General features: G+C 54.1%; 18 protein-coding genes and 1 pseudogene. 9 read left to right on the forward strand and 10 right to left on the reverse strand.

Going from position 1 to position 18,298, the window contains the following annotated elements; genetic code table 11:
* The 3 genes and pseudogenes from TH25_RS25120 to TH25_RS19785 form a co-directional block, all read left to right on the forward strand.
* Positions 1-374 (forward strand): annotated as a pseudogene (locus TH25_RS25120) (methyl-accepting chemotaxis protein); the annotation flags it as partial.
* Positions 375-556: 182 nt separating this feature from the next.
* Entirely contained in the window at positions 557-1,528 is a 972-nt protein-coding gene (locus tag TH25_RS19780; RefSeq protein WP_114090027.1) for an SPFH domain-containing protein, read from the forward strand.
* Between the two features lie 82 nt (positions 1,529-1,610).
* Complete coding sequence (locus TH25_RS19785) at positions 1,611-2,090, forward strand: NfeD family protein (RefSeq protein ID WP_147253055.1); 480 nt, start codon at positions 1,611-1,613, stop codon at positions 2,088-2,090.
* A 13-nt stretch (positions 2,091-2,103) separates the two neighbouring features.
* On the opposite strand, the gene TH25_RS19790 is transcribed toward TH25_RS19785, so the two are convergent.
* From TH25_RS19790 to TH25_RS19815, 6 genes are all read right to left on the reverse strand, one after another.
* Positions 2,104-3,003 carry an SDH family Clp fold serine proteinase gene (locus TH25_RS19790; protein WP_114090029.1) on the reverse strand — a complete coding sequence of 300 codons (900 nt, stop codon included), beginning with the start codon at positions 3,001-3,003 and terminating at the stop codon, positions 2,104-2,106.
* Between the two features lie 28 nt (positions 3,004-3,031).
* Positions 3,032-3,235 carry a hypothetical protein gene (locus TH25_RS19795; RefSeq protein ID WP_114090030.1) on the reverse strand — a complete coding sequence of 68 codons (204 nt, stop codon included), beginning with the start codon at positions 3,233-3,235 and terminating at the stop codon, positions 3,032-3,034.
* Between the two features lie 224 nt (positions 3,236-3,459).
* On the reverse strand, positions 3,460-4,185 hold the full coding sequence (locus tag TH25_RS19800) for an LrgB family protein (protein ID WP_114090031.1): 726 nt from the start codon (positions 4,183-4,185) through the stop codon (positions 3,460-3,462).
* Positions 4,185-4,562 (reverse strand): CidA/LrgA family protein, encoded by a 378-nt coding sequence (locus tag TH25_RS19805; RefSeq protein WP_114090032.1) that lies wholly within the window; start codon positions 4,560-4,562, stop codon positions 4,185-4,187. Before TH25_RS19805 ends, TH25_RS19800 begins: the two co-directional genes overlap by 1 nt.
* Positions 4,563-4,725: 163 nt before the next feature.
* Positions 4,726-5,061, reverse strand: a complete 336-nt coding sequence (arsC, locus tag TH25_RS19810; protein ID WP_114090033.1) for an arsenate reductase (glutaredoxin) — start codon at positions 5,059-5,061, stop codon at positions 4,726-4,728.
* 58 nt (positions 5,062-5,119) lie between these two features.
* On the reverse strand, positions 5,120-5,851 hold the full coding sequence (locus tag TH25_RS19815) for a regulatory protein RecX (RefSeq protein ID WP_258549236.1): 732 nt from the start codon (positions 5,849-5,851) through the stop codon (positions 5,120-5,122).
* An 84-nt stretch (positions 5,852-5,935) separates the two neighbouring features.
* On the opposite strand from TH25_RS19815, the gene TH25_RS19820 reads away from it, so the two are divergent.
* The 6 genes from TH25_RS19820 to TH25_RS19845 all read left to right on the forward strand — a co-directional run bounded on the left by TH25_RS19820 (position 5,936) and on the right by TH25_RS19845 (position 12,076).
* Positions 5,936-6,730 carry an ABC transporter permease gene (locus tag TH25_RS19820; RefSeq protein ID WP_258549237.1) on the forward strand — a complete coding sequence of 265 codons (795 nt, stop codon included), beginning with the start codon at positions 5,936-5,938 and terminating at the stop codon, positions 6,728-6,730.
* Positions 6,731-6,948: 218 nt separating this feature from the next.
* Entirely contained in the window at positions 6,949-8,121 is a 1,173-nt protein-coding gene (locus TH25_RS19825) for an aspartate aminotransferase family protein (protein ID WP_309471291.1), read from the forward strand.
* A gap of 11 nt (positions 8,122-8,132) precedes the next feature.
* Positions 8,133-9,050: an ornithine carbamoyltransferase gene (argF, locus tag TH25_RS19830; protein WP_114090036.1), complete on the forward strand. Its 918-nt coding sequence runs from the start codon at positions 8,133-8,135 to the stop codon at positions 9,048-9,050.
* 94 nt (positions 9,051-9,144) lie between these two features.
* Positions 9,145-10,125: an Hsp33 family molecular chaperone HslO gene (gene hslO / locus TH25_RS19835; RefSeq protein ID WP_114090037.1), complete on the forward strand. Its 981-nt coding sequence runs from the start codon at positions 9,145-9,147 to the stop codon at positions 10,123-10,125.
* A gap of 137 nt (positions 10,126-10,262) precedes the next feature.
* The gene (locus TH25_RS19840) at positions 10,263-10,859 is read left to right on the forward strand and encodes a hypothetical protein (protein ID WP_114090038.1); all 597 of its coding nucleotides are present in this window, start codon (positions 10,263-10,265) and stop codon (positions 10,857-10,859) included.
* A 104-nt stretch (positions 10,860-10,963) separates the two neighbouring features.
* On the forward strand, positions 10,964-12,076 hold the full coding sequence (locus tag TH25_RS19845) for a helix-turn-helix transcriptional regulator (RefSeq protein ID WP_114090039.1): 1,113 nt from the start codon (positions 10,964-10,966) through the stop codon (positions 12,074-12,076).
* On the opposite strand, the gene TH25_RS19850 is transcribed toward TH25_RS19845, so the two are convergent.
* The 4 genes from TH25_RS19850 to acs all read right to left on the reverse strand — a co-directional run bounded on the left by TH25_RS19850 (position 12,039) and on the right by acs (position 17,953).
* Positions 12,039-13,103: an alpha/beta hydrolase family protein gene (locus TH25_RS19850; RefSeq protein WP_114090040.1), complete on the reverse strand. Its 1,065-nt coding sequence runs from the start codon at positions 13,101-13,103 to the stop codon at positions 12,039-12,041. The two genes, TH25_RS19845 and TH25_RS19850, sit on opposite strands and share 38 nt — an antisense overlap.
* Before the next feature lie 167 nt (positions 13,104-13,270).
* The gene (locus TH25_RS19855; RefSeq protein WP_114090041.1) at positions 13,271-14,125 is read right to left on the reverse strand and encodes a universal stress protein; all 855 of its coding nucleotides are present in this window, start codon (positions 14,123-14,125) and stop codon (positions 13,271-13,273) included.
* Between the two features lie 17 nt (positions 14,126-14,142).
* On the reverse strand, positions 14,143-15,633 hold the full coding sequence (locus TH25_RS19860; protein ID WP_114090042.1) for a SulP family inorganic anion transporter: 1,491 nt from the start codon (positions 15,631-15,633) through the stop codon (positions 14,143-14,145).
* Between the two features lie 376 nt (positions 15,634-16,009).
* Positions 16,010-17,953 carry an acetate--CoA ligase gene (acs, locus tag TH25_RS19870; RefSeq protein WP_114090044.1) on the reverse strand — a complete coding sequence of 648 codons (1,944 nt, stop codon included), beginning with the start codon at positions 17,951-17,953 and terminating at the stop codon, positions 16,010-16,012.
* Positions 17,954-18,298 lie beyond the last annotated feature (345 nt).

The raw sequence follows: 18,298 nt of genomic DNA on the forward strand, positions 1-18,298 counted from the left end.
ACGCGATAGGTTTTTGCGGGTGTCCAGATGAAATTGCCCAGCAGATTGGCTCGATCCAAAGCGAAACACATTTAACGGTCGAGGCGATTGAAAAGGTGACACGGACCATTTCCTCGATCAGCGGCATTACTGATGGCATTGCATCGGCGGTTGCCGAACAGAATGCCGCCGTGAACGAAATTGCCTCAAGTGCGCAAAATGCCTCAAGCGGAACAACCGAAGTTGTTAATACGATTGATGATGTGTTGCATGCCGTAAGCGATGGCGGTACAGCGGCAGGTGAACTTGAACAGTCGATGACAGAGCTTTCGGGCCGTATTGAAACGCTTCAAGGCAAGGTGTCGGCCTTTTTGGTGCGGCTGCGCAAAGAATAGAAATTCTGGTGCGGCGGTTTGTTGCCGGGTCGGTGGCATTATGCTACCGGCCCTTTTTTGGGTTTACGGCTTTGTGAAAACAGCCCTGACCGCACCGATTGGCAAATAACAGTTGTGGATGGTGTTGCACGGTTCTATTGCTGTTTGGAAGGTCGGCGTAACCATTGCAGGGACATATCCATATGCCATTTGATTTTCCGATTTTTGCCGGTGTCGTGGCGATATTGGCGGTTTTCATTGTTTTGCAGGCGGTGAAAATCGTGCCGCAGGGCTATCAATATACCCTGGAACGGTTTGGCCGCTATACCCGTAGTCTGAAACCCGGCCTGCATATCATCGTGCCATTGATCGACCGTATCGGGCGTAAAATGAACATGATGGAAAGTGTTCTTGATGTGCCCTCGCAGGAAGTGATCACGTCGGACAATGCGATGGTGACGGTGGATGGTGTGGTGTTTTATCAGGTAATTGATGCCGCCCGTGCCGCCTATGAGGTCAACCGCCTTGAAGTGGCGATCCTTAACCTGTCGATGACCAATGTGCGTACCGTGGTCGGGTCGATGGATCTTGATCATTTGCTTTCGCAGCGCGACCAGATCAATGAACGCCTGTTATCGGTGGTCGATAGCGCAACCGACCCCTGGGGCCTTAAAATTACCCGTGTCGAGATCAAGGATATTTCCCCGCCGAATGACCTTGTGGAATCGATGGGCCGCCAGATGAAGGCGGAACGTGAAAAACGCGCCCAGATCCTGGAAGCCCAGGGGGCCCGCGAAGCCGCCATTTTGCGGGCCGAAGGTGAAAAACAGTCCAAGATTCTCGAGGCCGAAGGCCGCCGCGAAGCAGCCTTTCGCGATGCGGAAGCCCGTGAACGGGCAGCCCAGGCCGAAGCCGAAGCCACGATGGTGGTATCGAAGGCCATTGCCGAAGGCGACATTAACGCGATTAACTATTTCGTCGCGCAGAAATATGTCGACTCCCTTGGTGATATTGCCAGCAGTTCCAACAGCAAACTTGTTTTCATGCCGCTTGATGCGTCCGGCGTTGTCGGGTCCATTGGCGGTGTTGCCGAACTGATCCGTAATCTTGGCGGGGAGGGCAAGGGAGGCGGTGGAACAACAGCGGGCCGAAAAGGACCGTGGAGCAACGGCTGATGGCTGTGCCGGATTGGGTGTATCATTACGGCATGGCCGTGCCGTTTGATGTGATGCTGTGAATTTTGAAAGGCCGGATGACGTGGATTTTCTGTTTTCAGCAGGCATGACCTATTGGCACTGGTGGAGCCTGGCAGCGGTGTTGCTGGTGCTGGAAATAACCGCACCGGGGGTTTTCTTTTTGTGGCTGGCCTTTGCGGCGGCCCTTACCGGCTTTGCCAAACTGTTTTTTGCCGGTTTGAGCCTTGAAATCCAGTTGCTGGTGTTTGCCCTGTGCGGTGTGGTGGCAACCTTTGCCGGGCGGCGGTGGCTGGTACGCAGGACTGGCCAGGGCCCCGATGACGAACAGGTCGAAGACCTGGCCTTAAACCAGCGCGAAGCCCAGTTGCGTGGCCGCATCATTACCCTGCCCCATGATGTTTCGGGGGGTGAAACCCGCGTGATGCTGGATGGTACAACCTGGCGGCTGCATGTGGAACAGCCGCTTCCGGCCGGGCAGAAAGTGCGTATTACAGCGATTAAAGGCACGGTTTTGCAGGGTGAAACGGTGGAAAAAGCATAGTCTTTCGTCTGAATTATGCCGTGCTTCTTATTAATTGAATGGCAGCAATTCTGTTCTGGTTTTCAATTATTTTTATTGCATTTGAATTGGCCAAGGTGTGCATGTAAGAGTGATGCACTGTCAGAACTAAATCTTGAAATTCTTGATCATCTTCCAACTGTGTGACATTTAACCCCATATCTTGGGCATCTTTTAGATGTATATGGCGCTCGTGTGTTTTAGTGTCATTATGATTGTTCAGCTTTTTTACAATTTCTTCGGATATTTTTTCTGCTTCGGGACTGTCTTTAAACATTCCTGTTGAAAGCCATTCTTGAACTACCGTAGAAGAGAGGTCAATAGCGTGCTGGCACTCGGTTAGAAAAGTGGGATGATATTTCCCGACTATTGTTTGCCATAATGGGATTGATGCAGGATTTTTTTGAATTCCTTCAATAGCTTCTTTGAACTCTTGTAAAACACCGTGGGCTGGTATGCCGTTAAATTGTGGGTCAATCGGGCCAAGGTTAGATTGTTTTCCCATAATTATTTCTTTGCAGGAACAGGCAATCATGGTACCAGCAGACATGGCAATTTGAGGGATAATGGCGCGTATATTTGTCCCGAAAATACTTCTCAAATAATTGACTATTGATTCAGTCGCAGCAATGTTACCTCCGGGTGTATGAAGTATTAGGTCCAATCCAATACTTTTGTCTAGCCCGTGTATTGTTGCCATCAGACCATTTTTGTCATCGTCGTTTATGCTTGATTGGTACGATCCTGGTTTTTGAAGCCAGCCAGAATAATAGCAAATAACATTTCTTCCAGTTTTTTCATGTAGGCTGTTTATGTACTTCCTACGAACTTGGTCTAATGGGTTTGGGGGAGTGCATCCATTAATTTCACTTAAAACTTCATTCCAACTAGGCATACATCTCCCCCATTTTCTTCTTTGAAATTTAATATTCGTAGTATTTTTCTTTGTTTATTTGGGTCTTGTGACCAAAAGGGACAGCATTAGAATGGGATGAATGTACGACGCTGTGATTGTTCAGCATTGAACATTTCTCAAATTTTTTTGCAAATTCTTCGGCTCCTTTGTATTCTTTGGGTGTGCCTGTGGATAAGCCCATCAACCTAAAGCCCTCTTGAAAATCTTCCATCTCAAGCCCTCCTACTGCGAAATAAAATCAACATATAGTTCCTTTTTATTGCGCTATACTACATGTTGTGTTTTTTTTGAGATTTTCCCATTTTTTAAGATTTGATGTAAAAAATCTTTTCTAAAAAATAATACTTTTTATAAAAGATTGCAATATTTTTCCTGTCTTATGTGTTTTCCTTGAAATAGAGAATTAAGTGTTTGATCTGACTCGTTATTTGCGCCTTACCTAAACAGCCAGTGCCACAAAAACGGCACGGTCAGGGCGGTGGCGATGGTGTTTAACCCCATCGACAGGCCGGAAAAGGCCCCGGCGGTGTGGTTCACCTGAAAGGCGCGCGCCGTGCCAATGCCATGCGCGCCAACCCCCATTGCAAAGCCGCGCGCCCGCCAGTCGGTCAGGCCGATAATATTCATGACAGCCGGGCCAAGGGTTGCCCCGACAATGCCGGTGACGATCACACATACTGCCGTTAAGGCCGGAACACCGCCAATTTCCCTGGCAATGCCCATTGCGACGGGGGTTGTCACGGATTTTGGCGCAAGGGATGCCAGGGTTTCCATGCTTGCCCCCAGGAAATAGGCGATTGTGATGGTACTGGCTGTTGCCATGAGCGAGCCAAACAGAACCCCGAAGATAATAACCGGCAGGGCCCGTTTCAGGGTTTCAAGCTGGCGAAACAGCGGCACGGCAAGGGCAACGGTGGCCGGGCCCAACAGGAAGTGAACAAATTGCGCCCCGTCGAAATAAACCGAATAGGGGGTTTTGGTGACATGCAGGATGGCGGCGATGATGGCAATGGCGATCACCACCGGATTGCAAACCGGGTTGCGGTTGCTTTTCTGATACAGCCAAAAGCCGATGCTATAGGCCACCAGCGTGATGGTCAGCCCGGTGAGCGGTTTGGTGGAAAGATAGACCCATAATTGTGTCAGATCTGCCGGTTGCATTATTTCGCCCCTTCATCGCGGGTGCTGCCTGCGTCGGCGGGGGCCTTTGGCAGCAGTTTGGACATTAAAAATGCGGTGGCGGCGATGGTCAGCAGGGTTGAAATCACCAGCGACGCCAAAATCGGCAGCCAGTCGCTTTTGACCCGGTCAATTTGCGTAATCACCCCGACACCGGCGGGTACAAATAACAGCGAAAAATGGATCAAAAGGTTATCGGCGGCATCTGTCAGTTCCTTGGGCGGTTTGCGTTTGACCAGCAGGCCGATAAACAGCAAACCCAGACCGATCACCGGGCCGGGCACAGGCAGGCTGAACAGTTCGGATAAAACTTCGCCAAAAAGCTGGCAAACAAGGATCAGGGCGAATGCGGCAATCATATTGGCCTCCCGACGGGTCGTTTTTTGTGATCGCGGTCACGTTTGGTGATCTCTTACTGTGACATACCCTGCTTTGCCGCCGATAACTTTTATTAATTATGAAAAACGCCCGTGCATGTTTGGCACAGGCGTTTTTTAGGCACAGTCGGCGAGGTGACAGGGCTTACAAAATTGCCAGAACATCCTCGGGCGGGCGGCCAAGGGCGGCCTTGTTGCCATTGATGACGATGGGTCTTTCGATGGCGCGGGGATGGGCGCACAGGGCGCTTATCAGGTCATCCCCGGTTAAATCGGCAATGCCTTCCTCGCGGGCTTCCTTCTTGCGCATGATCTGTTCCGGGCTTTTACCCAGCTTTGTCAGAATATCGCTCAGTTCGGCCACACTGGGCGGCGTGTTCAGATACTCGATGATGGTGGGCGTGATCCCCTTTTCCTCGATCAGGGCCAGGGTCTGACGCGATTTGGAACAGCGTGGATTGTGATAAATGGTGACGCTCATGGAAAGGTCCTGTGTTTGGGGCGGTTCGTCAAACCCGTATGCGGGTGAAGATGGCAGGTTACAGGCCATCGATGATTTGCAAAAGGTCTTCAAGCTCGTCGGCATCGGCATCGATAATGCGCAGCGCAATATCATAGGAAAAACCCTGCCGGGCGAGGGCGGCCAGGTCCTTGTCGCGTTTTTCATCGCGCTGGTCGGGGCGGCGAAACGGACCAAGGCGACGGCGCCGGGCATAGGCTGCGGCTGCGGCCCGGTTCGGGTCGGTGCCGCGCATATTATTGCGGGCCGCGTCATCGGCCTCGCTGCGCAAGGTGACGATGGTATCGTCCACCAGATGCGATGAAATGCCGCGTGCATTCAAATCCGCCCCGATCACCCGCAGGGCCTTGCCCTTGCGCATCATGGACCGCGCCCGGCCCAAGGCATAGGCCTCGTCATTGATGAAGCCCGCCTTTTCGCAGGCATTCAAAACGCTTTTCATCCAGTCTTCGGCTTCTTGCGGGTCGGTGCCATATTCGGCAATGGAAAGCCGGATTTTACCGCGCATCAGTTTTTCCAGCCGGGCACGTGACGCGGTAAAACGTTCCAGATACCAGGTGGCATAATTCATTAAATAGTCCCGCGTCACCCGGCGCGGTTTTTTCGGCCCCTGCTGTGCCATGTCTTTTTTGTCACGGCCTTTTGTTCTGCGCTGTTTTGCCGGGGAACCGGCAAAATCCCGGGCCGGGTCGTTGGCATCACCGGCTGGTATTTCAGGGGCGCTTTGGGATGAAAGTTTTGCGTCTGACATAATCTCTTTGTCGGCCGGGCTTGCGTTTAAGGGGTAACTGTCCCTATTTTACCGGCAATTGTCTGTAAATTTCGAGGAAAACCAATGCAAGAGCTTGCTCCGCGTCCGATGGGCGCGATTAACTGGCTCGGCCTGTGGACGCTTTATGCCAAGGAAGTGCGACGTTTTTTGAACGTGCATCTTCAAACTGTTGGCGCGCCGGTCGTAACCAGTCTTCTGTTTCTGGCGGTGTTCCTTCTGGCCCTGGGACGGGCTGTTGAAACCGTCAATGGTGTCTCTTTTGCCACGTTTCTGGCACCGGGTCTGGTCATGATGACGATGGCGCAGAACTCCTTTGCCAATACCTCCAGCTCGATTCTGATTTCCAAGGTACAGGGGAATATTGTCGATGTTTTGATGCCGCCGCTATCCGCCCTTGAATTGGTGGCCGGTTTTGCCCTTGGGGCGGTGACACGCGGTATTATGGTGGGCGTTGCCACCATCATTGCAATGGCCTTTTTTGTCGATGTGCAAATCCATAATATCTGGGCCATTCTTTATTTTGGCGTTTCCGCGTCGCTCATGCTCTCGCTGTTGGGTATTGCCGGGGGTGTGTGGTCTGAAAAGTTCGATCATATCGCCGTTGTGACCAACTTTGTCATTACGCCGTTATCGTTTCTGTCGGGCACGTTTTACAGTGCCGAACATCTGCCCGAAGCAGGCCGGGTCCTGGCGCATTTCAATCCGTTTTTCTACATGATTGACGGGTTCCGTTATGGCTTTATCGGTATTTCTGATGGTTCGGTGATGACCGGTGTGTTTGTGCTGTTGGGGGTGAATATCTTTTTATCGATCCTGTGTTATCGCATGATCAAAACCGGCTATAAACTGAAAGCCTGACTTGGCTGTAAACCATCAATTCCAGCATTAAATTCGGTTTTCGGGCAGCATTCCATATTGGATGCTGCCCCATTTATTTGTGCGCTGCATCGAAAACCGTATTTTGCCGCATTGACAGAGGGCGGGAATCTCTTGATACTCCGCAGCTTTCCGGTATTCTGCCGGTGCTGACCATGTGGTCAGAAATGGAATTTTACCCTTAATCGAGGAATTGAACTGTGATTACACCCGTCATGCCGACTTATGCGCGGGCCGATTTGGCCTTTGAGAAAGGTGAAGGACCTTATCTCTATGCGCAGGACGGTCGACGATTCCTTGATTTCGGGTCCGGTGTTGCCGTGAACTGCCTGGGTCATGCGCATCCGCACCTGATTGCCGCCCTGACCGAGCAGGCGGGCAAGGTCTGGCATACATCGAATCTGTATCGGGTTCCGGGCCAGGAAAAACTGGCAAAGCGGCTGGTTGAACATACCTTTGCCGATACCGTGTTTTTCTGCAATTCCGGTGCGGAAGCCAATGAAGCGGGCCTTAAAATGCTGCGCCGCTATCAATATGTCAGCGGCAATGCCGAAAAGAACCGCATTCTGGTGGCGAGCAATGCCTTTCATGGCAGAACCATTGGCACCCTGACGGCCGGGGCCAGCGACAAATACCGCGAAGGTTTTGGCCCGATGCCCGAAGGGTTTGACCGGGTGGCATTTGGCAATTTGAACGAATTGCGCAACGCCATTACCGAAAAAACCGCCGGTATCCTGGTGGAGCCGGTTCAGGGTGAAGGCGGTATTATGCCCGCCCCCGAAGGTTATCTTGAAGGGCTGCGCCAGGCGGCGGATGAATATGGCCTGCTGGTGATGTTTGACGAAATCCAGACCGGTATTGGCCGGACCGGCAAGCTGTTTGCCTATGAATGGACCGATATGGTGCCGGATATTATTTCGTCGGCCAAGGGGCTTGGCGGGGGATTCCCCGTTGGCGCACTTCTGGCCAATGAAAAGGCGGCAGCGGCCTTAACGCCGGGCATGCACGGGTCCACCTTTGGGGGGAACCCGCTGGCAATGGCGGCGGCCAATGCGGTGCTGGACGAAGTTTTAAAGCCGGGATTTTTTGATAATGTTCTGGCCATGAGCAAATTGCTGCGTAATGGGCTGGCTGCACTTTCTGCCAAACATCCGGGCTTCATTGAAGAAGTGCGTGGCAAAGGTCTGCTTTTGGGCATGAAGATGGTCCCGAACAATGGTGATGTGGTGGCAAAACTGCGCGAACAGAACCTGCTGACCGTTCCGGCAGGGGACAATGTTGTGCGTCTGCTGCCGCCGCTGAACATCACAAAAACCCAGGTAGACGAGGCGCTGGCGGCAATTGATGCCGCTGCGGCTGCCTTTACCTCGTAAGGAATGAATTAATGACGGATATCAGACATTTTCTGGATATCGAGGGCATGTCTGCCGAGGCATTGCACGATATCCTTTCATTGGGAGACAATGAAAAGGCGGGCAAGGCCCCCTTTGGTGCCAAACCGCTGGCCGGTAAAACCCTGGCGCTGATTTTTGAAAAACCCTCGACGCGAACCCGCGTGTCGTTTGAAGTGGGCATGCGCCAGTTGGGCGGTGATGTGGTGGTGCTTGATGCCGCCAGCAGCCAGCTTGGCCGGGGCGAAACCATTGCCGATACCGCGCGTGTTCTCTCGCGCTATGTCGATGCCATTATGATTCGCACCACCGATGAATCCAAATTGCTGGAACTGGCGGAATATGCCACCGTTCCGGTGATCAACGGGTTGACCGATCAAAGCCATCCCTGCCAGATCATGGCGGATCTGATGACGGTGCGCGAACATAAAGGCAAGCTGGAAGGGCTTAAATTTGCCTGGGTTGGCGATGGCAACAATGTTTCGACATCGATGATTCATGCGACGTCGAAATTTGGCTTCTCGCTCGATATGGCCTGCCCGGTGGGCTTTCGCCCGCAACAGGGCCTGATCGAGGCCGCCAATGCCGCCGGTGGCAAAGTCCGCCTGGCTGAATTTGACGATGCCCTTTCGGGTGCTGATGTGGTTGTGACCGATTGCTGGGTATCGATGGGCGACAAGGATGCCGATGCCCGCATGAAGGCCCTGGCCCCCTATCAGGTCAATGCCGCCGCAATGGCAAAGGCCAACAAGGATGCGCTGTTCATGCACTGCCTGCCCGCCCACCGTAACGAAGAAGTCACCGACGAGGTGATTGACGGGCCGCAGTCGGTTGTTTTTGATGAAGCCGAAAATCGCCTGCATGCGCAGAAAGGCATTCTGCTATACTGTTTTAATGGCTTGCCTGCATAAAATTTCTGCCTAGATTAGGGCCAGATTTTGGGGCGAACAGCAATGTTCGCCCCTTTGGCATTTGAAATGAACTTTCAACCATCGGAAGCTGATCATGCAAGTTGCTGTCGATTTTTGTCAGCCCTTTACGCTGGAACATTCCAATATCCGGGGCCGCTTTACGCGCCTGGGGCCGACAGTGCAAACCATTGTCGGGCAACATAATTATCCGCCGCTGGCAAATGACCTGCTGGCTGAAATCATTGCGCTGGCGGTTTTGCTGTCTTCGGCCCTGAAATATGACGGGCTGTTTACGCTGCAAACATCGTCAGACGGGCCGATCAGCATGCTGGTGGTCGATGTGGATAGCGATGGCAATGTCCGTGCCTGCCTGCGGGTGGATGAAGACCGCCTGAACGCCATGATTGCGGCCGAAGAGGGCGGCGAGGATGCCCTGCGCGGCAACGTGCACAAGCTGATGGGGCATGGTCATATCGCTTTCACGGTTGATCAGGGCGATGATCATGAACGTTATCAGGGCATTGTTTCGCTGGAAGGGGAAACCCTGTCGGAATGTGCGGAAGCGTATTTTCGCCAGTCCGAACAGCTTGAAACCGCGTTCAAGATCGAGGTGCATCGTGGTGAAACCGACCGTGACTGGTGGGTGGGCGGCATGTTTGTCCAGCGTTTGCCTGGCAGTGCGTCGGGCGATGCCCTCACCCCGGAACAGGATGCCGAATGGCAGGATAACTGGCGGCGCGCCAAAATATTGATGGACAGTGCCACCGAAAATGAACTGGTCGATATTTCCCTGGGCGCGCATGATTTGATCTGGCGGTTGTTCCATGACGAAGAACCGCGTGTGTTTGAACAAAACCAGTTGCAGTTCAAATGCCGCTGTTCGCGCCAGAAAATCGAAGGGGCGCTGGCGGCCTATCCACTCGATGAATTGCTGGCCATGCGCGAGGCGCACACCGGCGAGGTTGGCGTAACCTGTCAGTTCTGCAATACGCATTACGGCTTTAACGAGGCTGATTTGCGGTTTCTCAAGGCGGGCGACGCCACAGCGGATGATGCGGCAACGGACGGAGCCTGAAATCCGATAAGCCTTTGATGTGGCTAAGGTCGTCACAGGCTTGCCTTAATCCTTGTGCATCGTCACCATGACAGTTGGCAGAACCGGGGATCGTCCCCGGTTCCTTTTGTGATGATTATATTCGGGAGAACGGGGTCATGATGGGGTTGTCTTTGCGTGGCGTCAGCCTGGCAGTGGCAGGGGGTATGGCACTATTGGTGGCGGCCTGTACAACGGCACCGGTGCAAACATTTCCGGATGTTACGTGGCGTCATCTTTCTCCGATTGAATTTTCGGCAGGGCCGATTGAAAAAGTTGCGGCTTATGGCGTGCCTGCCGCCAATGATTTGCAGCCCGATTTGCCTTTTAATCTGGGCCGTATGGCCATGAAATGGCCCGACGATCGCCTTGAAACGGCAGGGACCAGCGATATTTTACGCTATAGTGTTACCGATGCGTCTATCACGACCGAGGATTTGAAAACGACGGGCGGTATCTCGGGCATGTTCACCGATGACCAGTCCCAGAAGGTGGATTTGAAGGTGGGGGCGAAACTGGAACTGCTTACCCAGGACGGTACCCAAAAAGCCGAGGTATCCGCCGTTGTTGAACGTAGTCGCACGCTTTCGGAATCGATGTCGGTTGCGGAACGTGAAAAAGCGATTTATGACGAAACCGCTGCCCTGTTGATGGATCTGGATCGTGAACTTGATAAGCAGATCCATCAGAATATGGGACGTTATGTTTTGAATTAACCGGTCACGGGGCACATCGCCCGTGATATGCTGCCGTGCTGTGGATAGCCCTGTGATGCCAGGGGGATGCCTGATACCATTGCCGGCACAACGGGAACAGGTCGATGATTGCGCTGCCCCTGCCATTTGTTGTTGCCCTGGTTTTGGGGATTTATGCCTTGCGGCTGTGCACGCGCTGGCGGATGGACCCGCGCGTGCGACGCCCGGTATTATTTGCCTTTTCCTGTGCGGTTCTGCTGTTGTCTGTCGGGTTGCGCTGGCAGTTCGACAGTGCTTTTTTCCGCTTCCTGCAACCGGTTGTGGCATCCATGTTGCCGGTTATTGCCTGGTTTTGTTTTGCCCGTTTTGATGGCCCGCTGATTACAGTGCCGCGCCTGGCGCTGCATGGCCTGTTTGTGGTGCTGGTTTTTCTGTGTTCGCTCACATGGCCCTATTGGCACCCGCCGATTGATTTTTTGCTCTGCGGGCAGTTTCTGGTTTATGGCGGGCTGCTGTTGCGTCGCGCGATTGCCGGGGACGCGTCGTTTTACGGGGATATTTGCATTGGCGATATCGGGGCGGCCCGCAAGATTGTCGCCGTGGTCGGAGGCATGCTGGTTCTGTCGGCCCTGATTGATGCCGCCATTGCCCTGGATTTTGCCTGGCAACGGGGCCTGCATGCCCGTGAAATTGTTGCCAGTGGCAATACGGTGATGCTGGCCCTTTGTGTGTTTTTGCTGGTGCGTCTTGGGAACTATGTCGCACCAGAGGATCAAACCGCGATGGTAACGGATCAGGTGTCGGTCCCTGTGCGACACCAGCAGCGCGTTGCCGAGGGGGAATCTGACCGGGAAATTGCGGCTGCGATTGACCAGGTGATGCAAAGCCGCAAGCTCTATCGTGATCCCGATTTGACACTGGACCGTCTGGCGCGCCGGGCGGTTATCCCGGCACGCACGATTTCACTGGCGATCAATCGTTATTACGGTCGCAATATTTCCTGCATTATTAATGAATATCGCATTGCCGAGGCGATGTATTTATTGGCCGATACCACCAAAACCGTCACCGACATCCAGTTTGATTGCGGCTTTCACAGCAAATCAAACTTTAACCGGGAATTTCGCCGGGTGGCGGGCATGAGCCCGCGTGATTACCGCAGCCAAAATGCCAATATACCCGCCAGATGGATTACCCCGTTTAATGCCGGGCCAGAAACGCCAGAACCTGTTGCGTGATTTCCTGATGAATTTGCCGGCGGTCGCCCTTGAGGCCATCTTTGCAAATGATGCCATCGCCGGGTTTTTCGGCTTCAAGCAGGTTAATGGCGTTGGGCTTGCATGTTTGTAAAAAGCTGAAATGGGCGGCGTTTTCCTGCACGGTCAAGGTACGATATTTGGCCGGTAAATGATCAAACAGATAGCGTGATTCAAGCTTTGCCGGGAGTTTGGGATTGGGACTGCCTGCTGCGATGACCAGGGTTGGAATGGTGATGTGCGCGAGGCTATCGTTGCTAAAGCCGCGTGCCAGGCCAAGATCCAGCGAGATCACCCGTTTGATGCGCGGATCGCGTAAATCCTGTTTCAGTTTGCGACGATCCGTTGCGGTTTTGCCAACCGCAAAGTCGCGGACGACGTCGCAAGCGGCCAATTCGGGGTGATGCTGGCAATCTTGCGCCATTTTGTCGGCATCCATGCGCGCACCTGCCAGTTCCATAACGGTCCATCCGCCCAGTGAATGCCCGATGGCTGAAATGTCAGACGTATCAATATGCGCACCCCATTGGGTATTCCGCTCCAGCGCGGTAATAAGGTGCGAAATATCGGCAGGGCGCTGCCACAAGCGGGCCCCTTTAACCGGTTCAAGGTCGCGGCTGGTGGTGCCGGGATGGTTGATGGCGGCGACAATATATCCGGCCTGAACCAGCGAAGTTGCCAGCCAGATCTGGTTGCGCCAGTTGCCGCCAAAACCGTGCGACAGCACAACAAGGGGATGCGGTGGCGCATCGGTGGCGGCATCCATAATGACTTCCTCGCCAACAAAGGCGGCATTATCCGCGATCAGGGTCGCTGCTGTGTGGCTTCCATTTTCGGTTGGATACCAGATTGCTCCCGATAGTGCCCGGCCCTGGTCACTGGCCGGAATTTCCAGTTTTTGAAACCCGGTTTTATGGCGGGGCTGGTCAGCGTGTGCCTGGGTGCAGGATAGGGCAGATATGCCCAGGATTAGCAGGGCGAGAAAAGGGATTTGGGAATGGTGTAACATAAAAGCAGGACCTTTGACTGGTGGAGGTGAAGTCCTTTTGTGCGCCAGACTGCCAGATTGCGCGTCCTTGATCGCGATCAAGGTCCTTTTGGGGGCGATAAAAAGCAAAAAGGCGCACAAACCAGAACGGTCGTGCGCCTTTTGCGGAAGTGTTCAGGGACTACGAATTAGCGAAACAGCATCACCGGCACATGGCAGGACCGCACCATTTCGGTGGTGGTGCTGCCGATAATCAGGTTGCGAATGCGCGAATGTCCATAAGCCCCCATTACCAGAAGATCGAACTTGTCGTTTTCGATGCGGGTTTTGATCACGGTTTCGGCATCGCCCTTTTCCGTGGCACTTTCGGCCTTGATCCCGGCACTATTCAGGATGGCAACCGCATCTTCCAGCGACTGGCGGGCATCTTTGTGAAGCTCGCCCGCTGCCAGAAGCAGGCAGGACAGGCCGCTAAACAGCTTGCTTTGCGCGATGTGATTAACGGCCTTCATCACACTGGGGCCGCCATCAAAGGCGATGACGAATTTTTCAATCGGTTTAAAGGCACGCGATGTGACCAGAACCGGTTTGGTTGCCCCGCGGACCACACGCTCCAGGTTCGACCCCAAATGGTTTTTGGCAAAATCGGCCGCTTCGCCGCGTTTGCCAATAATGATCAGATCGGCATCCTGCTCGAATTCCTCGATGGTTTCGATCAAATCGCCGTGGCGGAGTTTGGTATCGACCTCAATCGCACTGTGTTCGCGGATATGCTCGCTGGCCTCGGTCAGCAGCAAGCGGCCATGTTGCAGGGCCAGTTTGCTTTTTTGCGCATCAAGGTCGGCCAGTTCCTGCAACAGCGCACTGCGCGCGCCCAGTTTCAGGTTGCCGGAAAAATCGGCCTGTTCGCCTGTGGCATGGCGGCGGCCGAGCACATGCACCAGCGATAACGACGCATCAATGCGCTCGGCAATCCAGGCGGCGTGGTCACACACGCTGTTGGAATAGATTGAACCGTCAATCAGGGCGATAAGCTTGGTCATGATGGTTGCGTCCTTCCCTAGTGGCCTGCAAGGCGTTCAAACGCGCCTGGCTTGTCATGGATGGCAAGTTTGTCCACGATTGTTTCGCTTGCTTCATTGAGGCCGATCAATTCAACCTCTGCCCCTTCGCGGCGGAATTTCATCACCACCATGTCCAGCGCCGAAACGCTGGAAATATCCCAGATATGGGCGTGGGTGACATCGATAATGACTTTATCAAGGGCCTCGCGGAAGTCAAAAGCCCTGGAAAAACGTTCGACCGAGGCAAAGAAGATTTGCCCTTCGACATGATAGGTGCGGGTGGCGCCATCAGCCGAAAGTTCGCTGCGCACCCGGAAGATTTGCGAGATTTTCCAGGCAAAGAAAATACCCGACAGCAAAACACCGACCAGAACGCCAATCGCCAGGTTATGGGTCGCCACCACAACCACCACGGTTGCCAGCATCACGACGGAAGAGCTGCGCGGATGTGTTTTCAGGCTTTTGATCGAGGACCAGCTAAAAGTGCCGATCGAAACCATGATCATGATGGCAACCAGGGCGGCCATCGGAATGATGCGGACAAAATCGCCCAGAACCACCACCAGGATCAGCAGGAAGATACCCGCCAGCAGGGTGGAAAGGCGGGTACGACCACCCGATTTGATGTTGATCACCGACTGGCCGATCATGGCGCAACCGGCCATGCCGCCGATAAAACCGGTGAAAAAGTTGGCAATGCCCTGGCCGTAACATTCGCGAATACGGTTGGAGGATGTATCGGTTAAATCATCGACGATGGAGGCCGTCATCAGCGATTCCAAAAGACCGACAGCAGCCACCCCGGCGGAATAGGGCAGAATGATCATCAAGGTATCGAGGTTGAACGGCACATTGGGAATGCCAAAGGCCGGGAAGGCATCGGGCAAGGCGCCCATATCGCCAACGGTATGGAAATCGGCATCAATGAACAGCGAGGCGGTGGTCAGCACGACAATGGAGACCAGCGGCGAAGGAATGGCCTTGGTAAGGCGCGGGAACAGATAAATGATGGCAAGGCCCCCGGCCACCATCACATATGTCACCCAGGGCACATTGATCAGTTCGGGCAACTGGGCCATGAAAATCAGGATCGCAAGCGCGTTGACAAAACCGGTCATCACGGATTTGGAGACAAACTGCATTAAATTGCCCAGCCGCAGCAGCCCTGCCAGCATTTGCAGGATACCGGCCAGCACCGTGGCGGCCAGCAGATAATCCAGCCCGTGTTCGCGCACAAGCGAGCCCATCAAAACGGCGGTAGCGGCAGTTGCGGCCGAAATCATGCCGGGGCGGCCGCCAAAAATGGCGGTAATCACGGCAATAGAGAATGACGCATACAGGCCAACCTTGGGGTCAACCCCGGCAATGATGGAAAAGGCGATGGCCTCGGGAATCAGGGCCAGACCCACAACCATTGCGGATAATACGTCATTGCGAATATTGCCCAGCCACTCGGCGCGCAATTTCGGAAGAAAATCGGTGTTCACAGGAATATCTCCAGTCGTCCCCCGCCCCGCGTCGATAAGCGCGGGTCGTCTTGTAACGGAATTTGCGAAAATCCGGAATGATCGGTTGATCAGGTGCCGTCATGCCCAGAACAGAAAAGGCGCCGGGCATAAACTTCCGTCGCACTTGCTGGGCAGTCATCAAACGGGCGGCATCCTACATCGAACCAAAATCCATAATTATTCAAATCACATGCTGCATCGCAGCGGCTTGTACCTACCCCAATTTCGCCCAAAACACAACCTTGCCGGCCTTTCCCTTGCCGGTGACAAGCATGAAACAGATATGAAAAGGGCGGCATCGCAAAACGATGCCGCCCTTTGTGAAAGGATGGTGAAACCGTGACGAAAACCGGGATTAACGGTTTTGGCGGTTATCGATCAGGTCATTGACCACACCCGGATCGGCGAGGGTGGAAGTATCGCCAAGCTGGTCATATTCGTTTGCCGCGATCTTGCGCAGGATACGGCGCATGATTTTGCCCGAACGGGTTTTCGGCAGGCCCGGCGACCATTGCAGGTAATCGGGGCTGGCAATCGGGCCAATTTCCTTGCGCACCCATTTTACCAGTTCGGCCCGCAATTCATCACTCGGTTCTTCATCGGCGTTCAGGGTGACATAGGCATAAATGCCCTGGCCCTTAATGTCGTGCGGAACACCGACAACGGCGGCCTCGGCTACTTTCGGGTGGGCAACCAGCGCGCTTTCAACTTCGGCGGTGCCCATGCGATGGCCCGAAACGTTGATCACGTCATCGACACGGCCGGTGATCCAGTAATAGCCATCTTCATCACGGCGTGCGCCATCCCCGGTGGTGTATACCCCGGCAAAGGTCGAGAAATAGGTCTGGATGAAGCGTTCATGATCGCCATAAACCGTGCGCATCTGGCCCGGCCAGCTATATTTGATCACCAGGCTGCCTTCGGTTGCCCCTTCCAGTTCGTTGCCTTCATGGTCCAAAAGGGCCGGTTCAACACCAAAGAAGGGCAGGGTGGCGGAACCCGGTTTCAAATCGGTCGCACCGGGCAATGGCGAAATCAGGATGCCGCCGGTTTCGGTCTGCCACCAGGTATCAACAATCGGGCATTTCCGCTTGCCCACATGCTCGTGATACCATTCCCAGGCTTCCGGGTTGATCGGCTCACCCACCGAGCCGAGAATGCGTAGCGAGGACAGGTCGGCTTTTTCCACCCATTCGGCCCCTTCGCGCATCAGGGCACGAATGGCGGTGGGGGCGGTATAGAAAATATTGACCTTGTGCTTTTCGCACACCTTCCAGAAACGCGAGGCATCCGGGTAGCTGGGCACACCTTCAAACATCAGGGTGGTGGCCCCGTTTGCCAGCGGTCCATACACGATATAGCTGTGGCCCGTGACCCAGCCCACATCGGCCGTGCACCAGTAAACATCGCCTTCATGGTAATCAAAGACGTACTGATGCGTCATGGACGCATAAACCAGATAGCCGCCCGATGTATGCAAAACGCCCTTGGGTTTGCCGGTGGAGCCGGATGTGTAAAGCACAAAAAGCGGGTCTTCGGCATTAACCTCGGTCGGGGGGCAGTCCGGCGATGCGGCATCGCAAATGTCCTGGTACCAGACATCGCGGGCATCGTTCCAGGGAATGTCCTTGCCGGTATGTTTGACCACCACCAGCTTTTCAACCGATTTGACACCGGCATGGGACAGGGCCTCGTCGGCATTGCGTTTCAGGGCAACGCCACGGCCACCCCGCAGGCCTTCGTCAGCAGTGATCACGACCTTTGCGCCGCAATCCTCGATCCGGCCCGCCAGGGCCTCGGGCGAGAAACCGCCAAACACGATGGAATGGATGGCACCGATGCGTGCGCAGGCCAGCATGGAAACGGCGGCGGCCGGGATCATCGGCAGATAAATGACAACACGGTCGCCCTTGTTCACACCCAGCGATTTCAGGGCATTGGCAAAACGCGAAACCCGTTCATGCAGGTCTTTATAGGTAATGTGTTCGGAAACCGACGGGTCATCGCCTTCAAAAATGATGGCGGTCTGGTCGCCGCGCTTTTCAAGGTGGCGGTCCAGACAGTTGGCCGACACGTTCAGCGTGCCGTCTTCATACCATTTGATATAAAGATTGTGCGGATCATAGCTGACATTTTTGACCTTGGTGAAAGGCTTGATCCAGTCAATGCGTTTGCCATGTTCGCCCCAGAAACCTTCCGGATCCTCGACCGATTGTTTGTACATGGCATCGTATTTGGCCTTGTCGATCAAAGCACCTTTGGCGATTTCATCGGAGACGGGATAAACGTTCGCAGACATTGTTAAGCCTCTTGTTCGTTTCCTGTTGTCTATGCGTTCACACCGCATACCCGCCCGCAAAGACCAGGGTATGTGCACCGGTGTGAAAATTCGGTGCGGTTCAGTTTCCCGCCTGGCTGTGCCTGAAGGCTTTTCGGTGCGAAAAGCCGGTCAAACGAGACCTGTCGCGTGCGCCCTATGCTAGTGCGCAGAACATATTCAGGGAATACAACTTAAGACGGGGGCCGCAAGACAGCGAAGCTGCCTTAAGCTCGGGAATAAGATTGTGATGACGCCGTTTGGATGGACGCCAGGAGCGTTTTGCATCCGTTGGCGGTTGTTGTTTTTAAAAAGCCGCTTCCTGAA

The organism is Thalassospira profundimaris, from assembly GCF_003326755.1.
Lineage (GTDB): Bacteria > Pseudomonadota > Alphaproteobacteria > Rhodospirillales > Thalassospiraceae > Thalassospira > Thalassospira profundimaris_B.